Origin of the sequence: Rossellomorea marisflavi (genome assembly GCF_001274775.1) — a bacterium.
In the GTDB taxonomy this organism is placed as follows: Bacteria; Bacillota; Bacilli; order Bacillales; family Bacillaceae_B; genus Rossellomorea; species Rossellomorea marisflavi.
Genome location: NZ_LGUE01000001.1, coordinates 268,880 through 285,082, shown reverse-complemented (window position 1 = coordinate 285,082; position 16,203 = coordinate 268,880). Strand labels below are relative to the sequence as shown.

The following is a 16,203-nucleotide window of genomic DNA, read 5'->3' as shown; positions in this document are numbered from 1 at the left end:
GACTCAGACTCGCCAATCACAGGTGACGGTCGCCCGTACTTCAAGACCTGTTATGAGCGGTTGTAGCACGGGTGCTACAATCAATAACAGTAGAATCCTATCATATTTTCGTGATGGATGTCAACACAATGAGTGAAAATCACTGGATCTTTGTGATTCGGTAGAATGGATTCACTGCCGGCGTCTCCAACCAGTCCACCTTCACCCCGAGACGGGCCTCGAGCCGGTCGATATGACGACCACCGGGTCCGGAAAACGCCGATCGCACGTCAGGGGTCCCTTCAACCGACACGCGGGCGGGATGATCCATGTCCCAAATCTCACGTTCAAGTTTGAAGGCGAGGCTATTGGGACTTTCGGTGCGTCCGGTTCCCCCGCATGCATGACACGACTCTGTCAGGTACTCCTCCAGCGCCTGACGCACGCGTTTCCTCGTCACCTCCAGGATCCCGAGATTCGTGAAGCCCTCCACCGTCGTCCGCTGACGGTCGGCACCGAGGGCCGTCCGGAATGCCTCCTCTACCTGCTGACGGTCGCTCTCCGTCTTCATACCGATGAAGTCGATGAGGATCATGCCGCCGATATTCCTCAAGGCGAGCTGATGGGCCGTTTCTTCCGCTGCAAGGAGATTGGTTTCGAGGGTTGTCTGTTCCAGGGTTGCGCGCCCCGTGAACTTCCCGGAGTTCACATCCACCACTGTCATCGCCTCGGTCGTTTCAATCACGAGATAGGCTCCATTCTTCAACCAGACCACCTTCTTCAATGCCCGGTCCCACGCACCGTCGACTCCGTGCCTGCTGAAAATATCGTCACGTCCCTGATCAAATTCCACACTCCATCCTTCATGATGGGCGGCCAGGCTCTGAAGCTCATTGGAGAAGTCATAATCATCCACGAGGATCCGACCTTCTCCTTTTTTCATCTGTTCCTTGAGATCGTCCTTCAAAGCATCCTGATTCTCAAGGAGGAACGGGGCTTTCCCTTTAAGCGCACGCCTCTGAAGGTCCTCTGCCTTTCCCCTCAGGCGGACAATCTCTTCCTTGATGGCCTCTCCGGGAATACCCGCACTGCTTGTCCTGAGCACGATCCCTTCTTCTGGGAGCTTCCAGCGGTGCGCCACGGCTTTGACATGACTGCGTTCTTTCTCATCCAGCTTCTTTGAGGCCGCCACGTAGACCCCGTGCGGCATATAGACGAGGTATTCCCCCTTCAGCTCGATGACAGCACTGAGCTTGGCTCCTTTTGTCCCCGTGGGATCTTTCGTGACCTGCACCAGGAGCTTTTCTCCTTCATGCACGGCTTGGTTGATGGACAGCGCGTCATCCCCTCCATGAAAGGCTCTGACATTATCAGGACAGTCCTTTGCATGCAGATAGCCGTTCTTGCCTTCACCGATATCGACAAACGCGGCATCCAGCCCTTTGTGAATCCGGACGACCCTGCCGATATAGATATTCCCGGTCAGGCTGTCGCCTACGGGTCGATACACACGCAGCCCACTGACGGTTCCGCCTGATCTGGATACCCAGCGCTTTTCCCTCGTTTTCGCCTGGATGATGATTTCGTCCAACACCGATCCCCCCTTATCATAAAGAATCGGGAAGGGGCAGCCCCTTCCCGGCATATGTCCTTACTTTACCCTTCTCCACCGTACACAGTCAATAAAGATAGAGAAGATCCTTTGTTTTGGCCGATGTCATCTTGTCGGCAAAGAATGCGTGGAGGAGTTCGTTCTCATCCAGCTTCCCCACCTCCTGGCCATCCTTCATGACGACAAGGGGGTGCTTGACTCCCCTGTGGAAGCGTTCCACGACCTCTAGGACCGAAGATTCGCTATCGACGGGAAGGGGCTTCAGCTCCAAGAACTGACGATGATCACCATAGTACCGCTCCATCAGGAATTTCATGAACACGTACCGCCTTTGCTTCCAATCTTTCCATAAGGAGAAGTAGAGGAAGGTGAGGATCACCCAAAGATTCAGGTTCGCCGGTGAAGTCAGCAGGACGAAGGCATGAAAGCACAGGAGCAGCCCGAACGACAGGAGGAGCGTGTATTCGTACGCCTTCAGATAGTTCCATTTCATGGCCATGAGGAGGGAGACGAGCTTCCCCCCGTCAAGGGGCCAGATCGGCAGGAGATTGAAGAGGAGGACGGCAAGATTCAGATGCAGGAATAACAGGAATGTACCGGGAGCGATGATGTCAAGGTTTGCGAGCACCCACCCGGCACCGATCATCCACACATGCTGGAGGGGACCTGCTGCCACGACCCAGAATTCCTCATCGAGTGACCGGTTCCCATGTTCATCTACTTCTGCCACGCCACCAAAGGGCAAAAGGGCGATCCTTCTGACCCTCCACGAAAAATAGTGGGCCGTACAGGCATGACCGAGCTCGTGGATGATGATGATGCCAAGGAGCATGACCATCTCCGTAAAATGGGCCGTCATGACGGCCACGGCGATGACGACCCAAAGGAGGGGGTGGATATAAAATTTCCGAAGCATGGCTAAAAGATTAGTCAAAGGAGATCACCTGGACCGGATCGACGAATTCCTCCCCCATCTTGATGGCGAAATAAAATTCTCCCGTTGCTTCGTCCTCCGCTGCCGATACCTTTCCGACCGCTCCGCCTTTTTCCACTTTTTCATACTGCTTCACGTCGATGGCCTCAAGATGCCCGTACCATGACTCCGATTTGTCTGCATGCTGGATGACGACCGTGTTGCCGAGGTCATCCTTTTTCCCTGCGAAGATGACGAGTCCCCCCTTCATGGCCCCCACCTCTTCTCCGAGACCTGTTTCAAGCATGATCCCTTGACCGTTCGTTTTGAAATTCTCCACCACCTTGCCCGTGGCAGGCATGGAGATCGCCGTCTCTTCCTTCGCCTCCTGTTTCCCCGTATCCGGAAGCAGGGCCAGGGGTTTTCCGAACTGGTCCTCGTACCACGTCGAGACCGCGGCGAATTGAAAGTCGTTTTCCATCGTCTTATGCACCACTGCCCTCGCCTCTTCAAAGGCAGGGCTCGGGCTTTTGAACATGATCGCTGTCAGGAGGACCAAGATCCCGGAAGCAAGCACCTTCAATAAAAAGGTTTCCTTTTTGAAGAGGGGATGTCCATCGGATGGTGGTCCCCCTTCGAATGAGGACTGACCGATCCCGTATTTTTCTTCATCCCCCACCAGCGGGACGACCGGGTACTCCCGGGATGCCCCGTCATTCATTTTTTTACGTCTGGCGATGCGCTTCCTGATTTCATCGGCTCGATTGCCCATCATCATCCATCCTTTTCTTTGGCTGCACGGGGATTCCCCTGCACCTTGTCTTGCTTTCAATGTATGACTTGTCCGAAATGATTATGACCCGGGAGGCACAAAAGCACATAGAAAAACCCGTGCACTCATGCACGGGTTTAGTCAGGCTTTTACGCCGAATAATCGTTTGATTTTCGTAAAGACACCCGGTTTTTCCTCTTCAAGGGATTGAAGGGGCACGGACTCACCAAGGATCCTCCTTGCGATATTCCGATAGGAGATGGATGCTTTGCTCGTCGAATCAAGGGCGATCGGCTCTCCTTTATTCGAAGACCGGATCACGTTCTCGTCGTCGGCTACGATTCCGATCAAATCGATGGAAAGATGGGTCGTGATCTCATTCACGTCGAGCATCTCCCCGCTTTTCATCATATGGTTCCGGATCCGGTTGATCACAAGCTTCGGAGGCTCGATTTCCTCCTGTTCAAGAAGCCCGATGATACGGTCGGCATCCCGGACCGCAGAGATTTCAGGCGTTGTGACGACGATGGCACGATCGGCACCGGCCACGGCGTTTTTGTACCCCTGTTCGATTCCGGCAGGGCAGTCGATGATGATATAATCATAGTCCTGCTTCAGATCCTGGATGAGCTTCTTCATTTGATCCGGATTGACAGCTGATTTATCGCTCGTTTGGGCAGCAGGGAGAAGATACAGCTTATCTTCGAAGCGCTTGTCCTTCACAAGTGCCTGATGGACTTTACAGCGGCCTTCCACCACGTCCACCAGATCATAGATGATCCGATTTTCAAGGCCCATGACCACATCAAGATTCCTGAGGCCGATATCGGTATCGATCAAACATACTTTTTTGCCTTGTAGAGCTAATGCTGTACCAACATTGGCAGAAGTAGTCGTCTTGCCCACTCCGCCTTTTCCTGAAGTAACAACTATGGCTTCACCCACATTAGCGTCCTCCTTTGAAACTCGTAATATTTGGTCGAAGATGCCTCAATACCTGCAGTCGATCGACGACGATCTGACCTTCGGCATCCACGAATGCACACTCCATGTCATGCTCTTCATCTTCCTCCATCCGGTCAGGCGCCCGGTTCAGGGCATCTGCGATCCGGAGCTGGGAAGGAAGCATCCTCGATGCGACGATCACGGCATCTTTCCTGCCATTGATGCCGGCATGGGCAATGCCTTTAAGTGTGCCCAATATGTATATATTCCCGCCGGCGTGGATCTTACCGCCAGGATTGACATCACCGACGACAAGGATATCCCCGGATACTTCAATCACCTGACCCGATCGCACAACACCGGTCATGGTCTCGATATTCCGTTCATCCACGAGTCTCTCCGCTTCATCCTTGGTCATGACATTGCTGGAGAGTCCGTTGACCACAAGGTTGCGCTTTTGCCTGACGATGTCCTTAAGTTCTTCGGATTGCTCATCGGTCACGTAGCGGTTCCCCGTCTGAATATGTACGGCCAGCGTATGGCCTTCGGTTTCACGATGATGGGCAGACAGCTTTTCGGCAAGCTCGGCCTTCAGCTCGTGAAATGAGCATTGATCGTTCAAATGGAGGGTCAGCCCCTCTTTTGTTCCTTTAATCACAACATTGGGCCTTTTATTCATGTTCATGGCGTCATTTTTCACCTCAGTCGTCATATAATTCGACATAAGCAGTGCTGATTCCTTTTTGGAAGGTACAGATTTGAAACAATTTCGCCCCTGCCGGCCGTTGAAGGATGGCAGGAGGAACAGACCCCTATGGAAGAGAAAGCCTGGCAGACTTTATTCGCCCAACCAAGCTTTTCTTCTGGATAATAAATAATGTTTGAATGGGATCGATACGATCAGATAGAAGACAATGTTCAGAACCAGGGTCGGCCACAATCTCCAGTCGACAAACTCCATGAACGTCAGGTTCGTCCGTTTAAGTATCACATAGATATAGTAGACGATGACTTCCAAGATCGACAGATTCACCATGGCAATGATCCCAAGAACGATGACGTTGTTGTGTAGCACCTTCATCATCTGCTGGGTCAGGACAACCATGAACGGGAACAGGATCAAATAGATTCCGTTGATCTCCGTGTAATAGATATCAAAAAAGAATCCGAAGATGAACCCGAACAATAAGGCCGTTCGGTACCGGTAAAAGGCACAGATCAAGATCAAGGTGATGACGAGGAAATGGGGAACCATTACCTTGTCCCCGAACCATGATTCCGTCTGGAAGAGATGAACGAAAAGGCTCTCACCATAAAACACCAACAGGGTGATGAGAGGAAGGATGAAACGCCCGATCATTGCGCGTCACCCTCGGCTTCGTCATCTTCTTCAGGAGGCGGCATATCACGGTCGATGACCATGACGTGCTCGAGATGATAGAAGTCCGCCGACGGCTTCACGTACGCCGTCTGGGTCAATCCATACTGATCCGGCTGCACGTCTGTCACCTCGCCGACGACAAGCCCTTTCGGGAAAACGCCTCCGAGACCGGATGTAATGACCTTGGAACCTTTCTCAACCTTTACATCATTGACGATCTTTTTAATGAGGATCTGCTTCTTCTCCACATCATAGCCTTCGATCCATCCGTTCACATCCTGCTTCTCCCCTTGAATGATGGTGGAGATGCGGTTTTTCGTGTTATTTGTGGAAATCAACTCGATCGTGGATGAAAACTTATTGACGCTTTTCACTTTTCCGATGAGTCCCTTCGAGGAGATAACGGCCATATCGGATTTAATTCCGTTCACTTCCCCTTTGTCGATGGTCAGGAGTTCCTGCCAGCGATCAGGGTTCCGGGCGATGACTGTCGCCTGAATTGGATTATAATCTGTCAGACTCTCTTTCTTATCAAGGACGTCCCTCAGCTCATCGTTATCCTGCTTCAGGTCCCTCACCTGCGTTTCGAGCTTCACGAGCTCATCCAGGCGCGTTTTCAGTTTTTCGTTTTCTTTGTATGTATTTTGCAGATCCTTCAGGTTTTCGAATACTCCGCCGACATAGTTCACAGGTTTTGAAACCAGCGACTGTCCGAATCCTACCATATCTTTACCAAACTGCTCCGGCCAGCTGATGTTGTCCCGCTCACGGAGGGAAAACCCGATCAGCCCGACTAAAACGATGACGCTCACCAATAAGATGATCAATCGTTTATTCAGGAAGAATTGTGGCATGACGTACACCTCAATCATTATCAAATTCTATTTAACTATACCAAATTTCGCTAGGGATTGATATTATTCACCAAAATATTCGCTGTTCGAAATAAAAAAGATGGGGCCGGTCCAATGGCAGCAACCCATTGGAGAACGTCCCCTCTTCAAGACAAACTTATTTATTGTTCCCTTTGAACAAATGGATGTGATCAAGGGCTTTACCCGTTCCGATTGCCACGCAGTCGAGTGGTTCTTCGGCGATCAATACAGGCATTTTCGTTTCTTCGCTGATGACCTTGTCCAGGTTGCGGAGAAGGGCTCCCCCTCCGGTAAGGACGATCCCGCGGTCCATGATGTCGGCCGCAAGCTCAGGAGGCGTTTTTTCCAACGTGCTCTTCACGGCATCGACGATCGTATAGACCGTATCACGCAGGGCGGCACCGATTTCTTCAGCAGAGATTTCAAGCGTTTTCGGCAATCCCGTCAACAGGTCACGACCGCGGATTTCCATGGTTTCGACACCGTCCGTCGCGCCGGCTGATCCCACTTCCACTTTGATCGTTTCAGCTGTACGGTCCCCGATCATGAGGTTGTACGTTTTGCGGATATAGTTGATGATCGCATCATCCATTTCATCCCCGGCCACGCGGATCGACTGGCTCGTCACGATACCACCGAGGGAAATGATGGCCACTTCCGTCGTACCTCCACCGATATCGACGACCATGCTTCCGGTCGGTTCCCATACAGGCAGGTTGGCACCGATTGCTGCAGCGAAAGGTTCTTCGATCGTGTAGGCATCCCTTGCTCCTGCTTGACGCGTCGCATCGATGACCGCACGTTCTTCAACGCCGGTGATGCCAGAAGGGACACAAACCATCACATAAGGCTTACGGGAGAACGCACTCTTATTCTTGTTCGCTTGTTTGATGTAATATTTCATCATGGTGGCAGTCGTTTCATAATCGGCGATGACACCGTCTTTCATCGGGCGGAGTGCTACGACGTTACCAGGTGTACGTCCGATCATGTTCTTCGCGTCATTCCCGACGGCAACGATCTGTTTTGAATCGGTTTGAAGGGCCACTACCGACGGCTCCCTCACAACAATTCCTTTTCCTTTTACATAGACGAGTGTGTTGGCGGTTCCTAAATCGATTCCTAAATCCTTTGTTCCAAACATTTCTGGTATCTCCCTTTCTACTGCTGATTCCAATTGGCATGTATGTGTTTTTTATAAAGAGAGCTGTCCGACTCTCTACACGTTGAATTTTCACAAGGTTCATTCGTTCATGCATAACGAAAAGACTCATTCTGGTGTGAATGACTCTTGATTCCTCATCCGTTACGTTTAAGAAACATGCTTACATTGTTTGCAAAAATCATAAGCTTTATTATACCGCAACTGGAGGAAAAATCCTAGTGTCATAAATACCCTTTTTCCTTTAAACTGATGAATTTTTTCTCGCCGATGATGAGGTGGTCGAGGACGTCTATACCGATGATGCGGCCGCATTCCACCAGTCGCTTGGTGACCTCGATATCCTCCCTGCTGGGGGTGGGATCGCCAGAAGGGTGGTTGTGGACGCATATGATGGAGGCAGCCGAGCGGCGGAAGGCTTCCTTGAAGACTTCCCGGGGGTGTACGATGGAGGCATTCAGGCTTCCGATGAAGATGGTCTGCTTGTGGAGGACCTGATTCTTCGTATTGAGGTAGAGGCAAACGAAGTGTTCCTGAGAGAGGAATCGCATGTCGTTCATCACATAGTTTGCACCGTCCTCCGGGGATCGGATGCTGTAGCGATCATCGAATCCAAGGTTGCTGATGCGCCGCCCGAGTTCGACTGCGGCCATGAGCTGGACGGCTTTGGCGAGGCCGATTCCATTGATGGAGGTGATTTCTTCAAGGGAGGCATCTTTCAATAGGTTGAGGCCTTCGAATGAAGTGAGGAGGCGGTTCGATACCTGGAGGACGGATTCAGATTTCGTCCCCGTCCTAAGGAGGATCGCAATGATTTCCTGATTGGAGAGGCTTGCGGGTCCGCTTTGGATGAGCCGCTCCCTCGGGCGCTCATCCTGCGGGTAGTCACGGATCATGAGTGATGGGGTTGATTCTACTTTGACCATGGTTTCCTCCTTCTAGTAAGGAGACGGCCTCAAGCTCGGTAGCCCATTTCCGCGAGGGTCCTGTTCACCCTCGAGACGGGAAGGCCGACGACGGCATAATAGTCCCCTTCGATCCCTTTGACAAACTTGGCGCCGATCCCCTGGATCCCGTAGGCCCCGGCTTTGTCGAAGGGCTCACCGGAAGCAATGTATCCGTCGATCTCACTTGGGGACAGCTCCCAGAATGTGACGGTGGTTCTTTCATAAAAACGGTTTACTTCACGGCCGTGGTGGATGGATACACCCGTATAGACGTCATGCGTGGAGCCGGACAGCTCCGTCAGCATGGCACGCGCATCGTCTTCGTCCTTCGGTTTCCCGAGGATCTTTCCGTCTTTGGTGACGACGGTATCCGAGCCGATCACATAGGAATCCGGATGCTCGCCCGATACGGCTGCCGCCTTGATATCAGCGAGGTACATGACCACTTCACCGGGCAACATGCCTTCTTCAAACGTTTCTTCTACTTGCGGGCTAAGGGTGGTGAATGAGAGTTGGATTTGTTTGAGGAGTTCTTTTCGTCGGGGAGATTGAGAAGCAAGAATGAGGCTTGACACACATACCAATTCCTTTCAGTGACAGTTTGGGAGATACAAGATTTATACTACCAAAACGACTCCCCCTTCACAAGCACGAAAAAGGGCATCTCCAAGGGGAAATGCCCGATTATTTCCTAGAAAATAGTCTCAACGCGTCGAACGGTCAGAGACCACCATATTGTTCAACATATTTCAGCAGTTCCCCTTGGACCTCCCGGGCATCCTCCACCGAAGAAATCGCCGTTGCTTTGGCAGAAGCATCCTGCAGCGACTTCTTCATGCTAACAAAGCCCTCCTGCTCCACCTTGATCCCTTCCACTTCCTTGGCAGCCGTCTCGATCGCCTTCACAGAACCGGCCTCCATCTTACCTGAAACGACAGCAGCGCTGCTTGCCTTGGTTAGCTCTTGGAACAGACTCCCTCCTTTTTCAAGGAAAGACTGCTCTCCCTTTGTTGCATTGATGCCTTTTGCCGACAGTTCAAAATCTTTTGCGTATACATCGACCCCGAGTTTTTTCACCTCTTCACCGAGGGCACGCGCGCTCGTAAGATCATCAGACACCCCGAGGATGAGGATCCACTGCCCGTCCTTCTCGATCTGAGCACCCGGAATCCCTTTTGTCGCCAGGGTTTCCTTCATGGAAACCAAAGCCTCCTCTTTGGAGAATACTCCTCCTTGGAGAATGGACGTTTTGAGCCCGTCCACTTCGACTGCCGCCACTTTGGAAGCGGTGGTTTCCTCCTGGGCGACGGGTTTTTCCTGAAGGGCGGCCGGGGCCGCGTCGCTTTCCGTTGCCGTGATCACCTTCAGCGTACCGAACCCCAGGACGGCCCCGACGACGATCGCCCCTACAAGGGACATGAGGAGATTGATCGAATCCTGGAAAGGGTTGCGGAAGGATTTTCTTTTTTTATTCTTACCAGACACATAGTTGATCTTTTTATACTCCTTCGGCGGCTGGAAATCACCTTCAGGAAGCACCCATTCAAAGTCCTTGTCGTCCACTTTTTCCTCTGCGGAGGCGATTTCCTCTTCAGCCCCCTTCCAGTCATGCACAGGAAGATCTTCGTCGAACGTCTTTTTCTCACCATTGATCTTAATCGAAACCTTGGACTTTTTCGCCATCATCACCGCCCTCCCTCATCTAGTTTTTTCCATGCTATCATATCCAAATAAAAAAAGAACAAGACTTTTGTCGTCTTGTTCTAAGAGGTTTTCGCCAATTTACGGAGGGTTTCCCCCGTTTCTGCCAACTTACTCTCCTACAGTCGAATCCGGGAACTGCTGGAACGGATCATTCTTATGGGCGGAAGGAGGGGAATCTGTCGCTTTCGCATCCCCTTCTGTCGTTTCAGCCTCAGGGAGGAAAAATGTCGAGAAGGTGACTCCATATTCAATTTTTTCCGTCTCATCATTCATATTTTTCAATTCCTCAGGACCTTCCAGCGAGATTTCCTCGATTTCAACAATCCTCTGTGTACGCTCCAATTCTTCGATGAAGCCTTCGATCATGAAGTAATCATCGGCCTCGAGGGTGAGGACGGCGGTGAGCTTCTGAAGCCCCGCCGGTGTTTCCACCGCCTCTCCTTCCGCTGCAGCCGCCATGGGTGATTCCGTGAAGTCCATTTTGGTGATCAAGCCTCCAGAGACGACCTCGGCTTTCTCGAGATCGATGAGGAGCTGATCCGTCATAGGTTTGACCGGAACCACCCTCTGCAGGGCAGCGGTCGTTTCCAATGAACCGCCTTTCATGGCTGTCAGCCGTTCATCCAGTACGCCGGTAAGCTTTTCTTCATTGGAGATCTCGGTGGTGAGTCTCTCTTTTTCCTCGCGCACGGGAAGATAGAAGAACCAATAAACCACCCAGACGAGGAGGGCGAAAAATACAAATGCGAGGGTGATGATGCTCCAATCCTTACGTGTCAGCTTCATTCTCCTGCCTCCTCTTCATCCGCTGTCCCTTTGACGGCTTCACGGTCCAAGGTCAGGGCGTACCGTGCCAGATACCGGGGAAGAACCCCGGCATCAGCGTCCTCCCCCTCTTCGAGTGCCTCCGTCTCCACTCCAAGGAGCTTCACATCGCTCACGAGCTTGGTTGAGGAAATGCGTTCAAGATAATAGGCCGCCTCCCGGCTCGAATCGAACTGGATGCCAAGCTCCAGTGCCCCTGCCCCGGTATAGGTGAATTCCTCGAGAAAGCCCCTTTCAGGAAGGGCATCGACCACTTCGCCAAGGACCGGAAGCATGGGCATGGGGTATCCCTCCGCCCATTTGACGGCCGCATCGAGATTGGCCCACGTGTCCAACGATTCCAGCTCTGCGATCTTTTCTTCCTTCTGGGCACGGAGCTTCTGTTCCTGTGACAGCTGGGACGCCAAAGTATCCACTGCTTTCCCCTGATAGATTCCGAGGATTACAAACGTGAGGATGAGGATCAGCCCCAGGGCGGCGATGGCGATGGCCGCCTTTAGCCAGGAACTCTGTTTTCGTTCATCATGGGGTAATAGATTGATATCTACAAGCATCATCGCACCTCTTTCAGGCCCAAACCGACCGGAAGCAGGAACCGCGCAGGCACGGGCTCACCCGTATGGGCAGATTTCGCTTCACTCGCGATGTACCTTGATGGGACTTCCAATCGGTCGGCAAGCATCCCATGATAGGATTCAGAGAGGATATGCTCTCCTCCTACGAACAGCTTCGTGATCATCGTCCCGTCATCGTGGAGGGTGTATCGGTAGAAGCTGATCACCTTTTCCACTTCCTTCAATATTTCATCCGACTGGATGGGATCCATCACGTCACTGTCCCCGCTTAGGGAAATATTCCTGAAAAACACGGGCTGATGGCGATGGAACACGGAAACCGCGATGGACCCTTCATGGAAGAAAAGGACCATCTCATGGTCGTTCCCATCGGTCAGCTGAAGCAAATGAAGATAGCGGTACAGGGCAAGGGGGGAAATATCCGCTGCCACAGGCTTCAGGGAAGAGAGCTCAAGAAGATCCTGATAGTCGAGGACCGTCTTCTCCTCCGCTGCAATGAGGATCACTTCCTTCTTCCCGTCCTTCATCCCTGCGACAACGGCGTCATAAAGGGGATGTTCGAATGGAAGGTGGATACTTGTCCCGAGCTCCATGAACAAATGACTTTCCACCTCATCATCCTGTACATCGGCCGGGATCAGCACACGCCTGACGATCATCTGGGTGTTCGGAACGAGGAACTGGACGTGCTGCCTTGCAATTCCCCACTCCTCCACGCACTGCTCCATGAACGAGCGGAGGGTTGCCGGCTCAAGGATCTTCCCGTTTGAAATGGTTCCCTCGGGAAGGCGCTTCTCCCCGTGCCGTTGGATATAGAGGGGGGAGGTGCTTTTAACCTCTGCAAAGCGGACCCAGTCGTCGCTGATGACAAGGGAGATTCGATTTTTCTTCTTCACGAACAGATTGGATAGCATAGCGATGACCCCTTTTAGATGAATAAAGACGAATACCAAAGCAGGACCTGGCGGCCATAAAACACGCTCACCAGTGTGCCGACGACGATGTATGGACCGAACGCGATGGGTTTGCCCCTTTTATAGAAACCTGCGGCAAGGCCGATGATCCCGAATACCGCCCCGAACAAGGTGGCCAGGAAAAAGGCGAGGAGCATCCCTTTGGCGCCGAGGACAAATCCGATGACGGCAAAGAGCTTGATATCTCCACCGCCCATCCCTCCCCTGCTGATGACGGCGATGACCAGCAGGAGGACAAAACCTGAAGCCGCACCAAGAAGGCTGTCCCACCACAAATCGAGGGGAATGAACGAACGTTCCAGTATGAACATGAGGGCAAAAAATACGAGGATTCTGTCGGGGATGAGCATATACGCGAGATCACTGACCGTAATGATCATGAATAGGGAAACAAGGGTGAGGGTGACAAGCAGCTCCGGCTGCCAGCCGTACAGGTAATAAGCGAAGGCAAAGAGCGCGCCCGTAGTAAATTCCATCAACGGATAAAGCGGAGAAATGCCCTCTTTGCACTGAGAGCACTTTCCCCTTTGAATGAGATACGATAGAACGGGAATCAATTCCCTGGCCGTCAGCCGGTGGCCGCAGGAGGGGCATGATGACCCTGGAGTGACGATGGACGTTTTCAACGGTACCCTGAGACCGACCACGTTGTAGAAGGAACCTAGGATGAGGCCGTATAGGAATAGAAGGAATATCATGGATTTTTACTCTACAGCACTACGCTTTACTTCATCTAGTGATTTATCATTAATTGATCTCTTTGATCCTTTTAAAGTAACTTTGTAAGTGAATTTTTCAGTACTTCCTGAATTTGCTGCGGGAGCAGTAATTTCAACTAGTGAAGTTGCCCTTTTATAGCCTTTAGCATCTGTGCTGTCCCCATCAGGATCTTTTAATGTATCAATATATCCACCATCTTCTAAATCTTTGAGTGTTACTGTTTTTGGCGTCCCTGATACCGGTCTCATTGATTCATCCGCAGCAACAGCCAACTTCGCTGAGCTCACCATCTGCTTCGCATTCGCCACATGGGCATCTTTCTTCGAGTTGTCGATGAGGCCGCCGATGCTCGGGATCGCGATGGCTGCGATGATGCCGAGGATGACGACGACGGCTAGAAGCTCGATAAGGGTGAGGCCGCGCTCATTTTTCAAACGTTGACGCAATTTCTTTAACATGGGAATTCCTCCTGATATTTTCTGGATTGCCATTACGGCAATCTAGGACTATTATACAACATTTATTGTCATAAAATTATATATTTTTACATTTTACTAGGTATTTTTTAATAGTTTTGCACACTGTTAAAGATTTCAAACATCGGAACCATAATTGCTATGACAATAGTCCCTACCACTCCGGCCAGTACGACGATCATGAGGGGTTCAATCAAGGATTTCAGGCGGTCCGTGGCACTTTCGACTTCTTTTTCATAAAAGTCGGCGACTTTATCAAGCATCGTATCGAGGGCCCCGGTTTCTTCGCCGATGGCAATCATCTGCGTGACGAGGGGAGGGAATGCCCAGTGGGCCTTCATGGGCTCTGTAAGGGATGCCCCTTCTTCCAATGCCCTTCTTGATTGCGAGATGACCTTCGCCACCACTTCATTCTCGACGACCCGCTCAACGATCGACAGCGCCTGGAGTATGGGGACAGAACTCGAGAATAGGGAGCTCAGGGTCCGTGTCATCCTGGCAAGGACGGCTTTTTGGAGCATCTTCCCGAATATGGGCAGCCTGAGGATCACGTAGTCGAGATGGTATTTCGTTTCCTTATTCTTCCTCAACAGGGCAAACCCCAGGATAAGAAGGAATATTAGACCGATCAGGATGTACCAGAACCGCTGCATGAATTCGCTGGCGGAAATGACAAATTTCGTGATGGCCGGCAGCTCTCCACCGAAGTCGATGAACATGTCGACAAATGTCGGGACGACGGAGGTCAGGAGATAGATGACGACCCCGAGGGCAAGGACGGCGACGACTGCCGGATAGGTAAGGGCCGATACGATCTTCTGTCTCGTGGCATGCTGTTTCTCGTAGTGCGTGGCCAGTCCGTCAAGAGTTTCATCTAGGCTCCCCGACGCCTCCCCCGCCCTCACCATATTGATGAGGAGGGGCTCAAAGATCCTTCCATGCTTCCCGAGGGCTTCCGAGAGGGGATGCCCTCCCCTGAGGTTCTCTTCCACCTCGCCCAACGCCCTTGACAGGGGCTTGCTCTCCGTCTGACGCGAAAGGATGTGGGTGGCATCCACGACGGTCACTCCCGCCTGGAGCAAGGTGGCGAACTGCCGCAGGAAGATGAGGAGGTGCCGGAGCTTCACGGGATTCCCGATGGCCAGATCCTTGGTCAGGAGGGTCTCCGGAAGCTCATCGATCCCGATCACCCTCACCTCGAGCTTTTTCAGCTGCAGGAGGGCCTCCCTCTTGTTCGACGCCGTGACTACGCCGTTCTTAGGACCCGAGCGGTCGCGGCCCGTATATTTGAACCTCGCCATCTACGCCCCCTCCCTGATATAAGGCAGTGCCATTTCCTTGGAGACGATCCCCGCCTCGTATAGTCCCTGGACGCTGTCGCTCATAAGATGCATGCCCGAAGCCCTCGACGTCTGTATGACGTTTTGGATCTGATGCACTTTCTCTGAACGGATGAGATTGGCCACTGCCGCATTATTCAATAGAAGCTCCGTCGCAGCACGGCGGCCTTTCCGGTCCACGGTCGGGAACAGGCGCTGCGAAAGGATGCCCGTCAGGACGGACGCAAGCTGGACGCGGATCTGGGCCTGTTGCTCAGGCGGGAACACGTCCACGATGCGCTCGATGGTTGCCGGCGCACTGGAGGTATGAAGGGTCGCCAGCACGAGGTGACCCGTCTCAGCAGCCGTGATGGCCGTATGGATCGTTTCAAGATCCCTCATTTCCCCTACGAGGATGATATCTGGATCCTGCCTCAGAGCACTCCTCAACCCCCTTGAGAAAGAGCCCGTGTCAAACCCGACCTCCCGCTGATCGATGATGGAACTGCCGTGGCGGTGAAGATACTCGATGGGGTCCTCGAGGGTGATGATGTGCTTCCTCATCGACCGGTTCATATGATCGATGATGGAAGCCAGGGTCGTGGATTTCCCACTGCCCGTCGGTCCCGTCACGAGGAAGAGGCCCTGGGGCCTTCCGGCGATCCCTTTCAGCGCATGGGGAAGGAACAGATCCTCCATTGTCGGAATCGATGTCGGGATCACCCGGATGGCCAGGGATACACAGGAGCGCTGCCGGAAAGCATTGATCCTGAACCGGGATACACCCGGGATGCCATAGGAGAAATCAAGTTCGCCTGCGTCTTCAAAACTCGTATACATGGGCGGGGCAATCAAGGCTTTGGCCATCCCCTCGGTCGTTTCCGGGGAGAGGGCATCTTTCCCGTACCGTTTCAGGTCACCGTGGATGCGGAATACCGGCGGTGCCCCGACGGTCAGGTGGATGTCCGAGGCCCCGAGTTCATATGCACTTCTGAGGAGCGCATCTATTTTATCTTTCATGTTT

At 52.4% G+C, this 16,203-nt stretch carries 18 protein-coding genes, 1 pseudogene and 1 other annotated feature (1 of these 20 running past the window's edge); all 19 genes and pseudogenes read right to left on the bottom strand.

The features are described from left to right. Window positions 1-72: a sequence feature (ribosomal protein L21 leader region), on the bottom strand (it extends 5 nt beyond the left edge of the window). 67 nt (window positions 73-139) lie between these two features. After that, a complete protein-coding gene (locus AF331_RS01390; protein ID WP_053426441.1) occupies window positions 140-1,570 on the bottom strand; it encodes an Rne/Rng family ribonuclease in 1,431 nt (476 codons plus the stop codon). An 88-nt stretch (window positions 1,571-1,658) separates the two neighbouring features. Next, the gene (locus tag AF331_RS01385) at window positions 1,659-2,525 is read right to left on the bottom strand and encodes a M50 family metallopeptidase (protein ID WP_235576300.1); all 867 of its coding nucleotides are present in this window, start codon (window positions 2,523-2,525) and stop codon (window positions 1,659-1,661) included. Then, window positions 2,518-3,279: a M23 family metallopeptidase gene (locus tag AF331_RS01380; RefSeq protein WP_327205370.1), complete on the bottom strand. Its 762-nt coding sequence runs from the start codon at window positions 3,277-3,279 to the stop codon at window positions 2,518-2,520. The genes AF331_RS01385 and AF331_RS01380 overlap by 8 nt, the downstream gene beginning before the upstream one ends. 138 nt (window positions 3,280-3,417) lie before the next feature. Continuing rightward, window positions 3,418-4,221 (bottom strand): septum site-determining protein MinD, encoded by an 804-nt coding sequence (minD, locus tag AF331_RS01375; RefSeq protein WP_053426439.1) that lies wholly within the window; start codon window positions 4,219-4,221, stop codon window positions 3,418-3,420. A 1-nt stretch (window position 4,222) separates the two neighbouring features. Next, window positions 4,223-4,900 carry a septum site-determining protein MinC gene (gene minC, locus AF331_RS01370; protein ID WP_053427729.1) on the bottom strand — a complete coding sequence of 226 codons (678 nt, stop codon included), beginning with the start codon at window positions 4,898-4,900 and terminating at the stop codon, window positions 4,223-4,225. A 159-nt stretch (window positions 4,901-5,059) separates the two neighbouring features. Next, window positions 5,060-5,581 (bottom strand): rod shape-determining protein MreD, encoded by a 522-nt coding sequence (gene mreD / locus AF331_RS01365; protein ID WP_053426438.1) that lies wholly within the window; start codon window positions 5,579-5,581, stop codon window positions 5,060-5,062. After that, on the bottom strand, window positions 5,578-6,456 hold the full coding sequence (gene mreC / locus AF331_RS01360; RefSeq protein ID WP_053426437.1) for a rod shape-determining protein MreC: 879 nt from the start codon (window positions 6,454-6,456) through the stop codon (window positions 5,578-5,580). Before mreC ends, mreD begins: the two co-directional genes overlap by 4 nt. A gap of 157 nt (window positions 6,457-6,613) precedes the next feature. After that, window positions 6,614-7,621: a rod shape-determining protein gene (locus tag AF331_RS01355; RefSeq protein WP_053426436.1), complete on the bottom strand. Its 1,008-nt coding sequence runs from the start codon at window positions 7,619-7,621 to the stop codon at window positions 6,614-6,616. Between the two features lie 242 nt (window positions 7,622-7,863). After that, the gene (radC, locus tag AF331_RS01350; protein ID WP_053426435.1) at window positions 7,864-8,565 is read right to left on the bottom strand and encodes a RadC family protein; all 702 of its coding nucleotides are present in this window, start codon (window positions 8,563-8,565) and stop codon (window positions 7,864-7,866) included. Window positions 8,566-8,594: 29 nt separating this feature from the next. Further along, window positions 8,595-9,161, bottom strand: coding sequence for a Maf family protein (locus tag AF331_RS01345; RefSeq protein WP_053426434.1), 567 nt, complete (start codon window positions 9,159-9,161; stop codon window positions 8,595-8,597). A gap of 145 nt (window positions 9,162-9,306) precedes the next feature. Then, window positions 9,307-10,269 carry a hypothetical protein gene (locus AF331_RS01340; protein ID WP_152915515.1) on the bottom strand — a complete coding sequence of 321 codons (963 nt, stop codon included), beginning with the start codon at window positions 10,267-10,269 and terminating at the stop codon, window positions 9,307-9,309. 129 nt (window positions 10,270-10,398) lie between these two features. Continuing rightward, entirely contained in the window at window positions 10,399-11,076 is a 678-nt protein-coding gene (locus AF331_RS01335) for a LapA family protein (RefSeq protein WP_053426432.1), read from the bottom strand. After that, window positions 11,073-11,669 (bottom strand): hypothetical protein, encoded by a 597-nt coding sequence (locus tag AF331_RS01330; RefSeq protein ID WP_053426431.1) that lies wholly within the window; start codon window positions 11,667-11,669, stop codon window positions 11,073-11,075. The genes AF331_RS01335 and AF331_RS01330 overlap by 4 nt, the downstream gene beginning before the upstream one ends. Beyond that, complete coding sequence (gene pilM, locus AF331_RS01325) at window positions 11,669-12,604, bottom strand: type IV pilus biogenesis protein PilM (protein WP_053426430.1); 936 nt, start codon at window positions 12,602-12,604, stop codon at window positions 11,669-11,671. The genes AF331_RS01330 and pilM overlap by 1 nt, the downstream gene beginning before the upstream one ends. A gap of 14 nt (window positions 12,605-12,618) precedes the next feature. After that, entirely contained in the window at window positions 12,619-13,140 is a 522-nt protein-coding gene (locus AF331_RS01320) for a prepilin peptidase (RefSeq protein ID WP_327205391.1), read from the bottom strand. A gap of 18 nt (window positions 13,141-13,158) precedes the next feature. Beyond that, window positions 13,159-13,362, bottom strand: a pseudogene (locus AF331_RS23075) (prepilin peptidase); the annotation flags it as partial. A 6-nt stretch (window positions 13,363-13,368) separates the two neighbouring features. Beyond that, a complete protein-coding gene (locus AF331_RS01315; RefSeq protein ID WP_053426428.1) occupies window positions 13,369-13,842 on the bottom strand; it encodes a type II secretion system protein in 474 nt (157 codons plus the stop codon). A 107-nt stretch (window positions 13,843-13,949) separates the two neighbouring features. Continuing rightward, complete coding sequence (locus AF331_RS01310) at window positions 13,950-15,161, bottom strand: type II secretion system F family protein (protein WP_053426427.1); 1,212 nt, start codon at window positions 15,159-15,161, stop codon at window positions 13,950-13,952. Further along, window positions 15,162-16,199 carry a type IV pilus twitching motility protein PilT gene (locus AF331_RS01305; protein WP_053426426.1) on the bottom strand — a complete coding sequence of 346 codons (1,038 nt, stop codon included), beginning with the start codon at window positions 16,197-16,199 and terminating at the stop codon, window positions 15,162-15,164. Window positions 16,200-16,203: the final 4 nt, after the last annotated feature.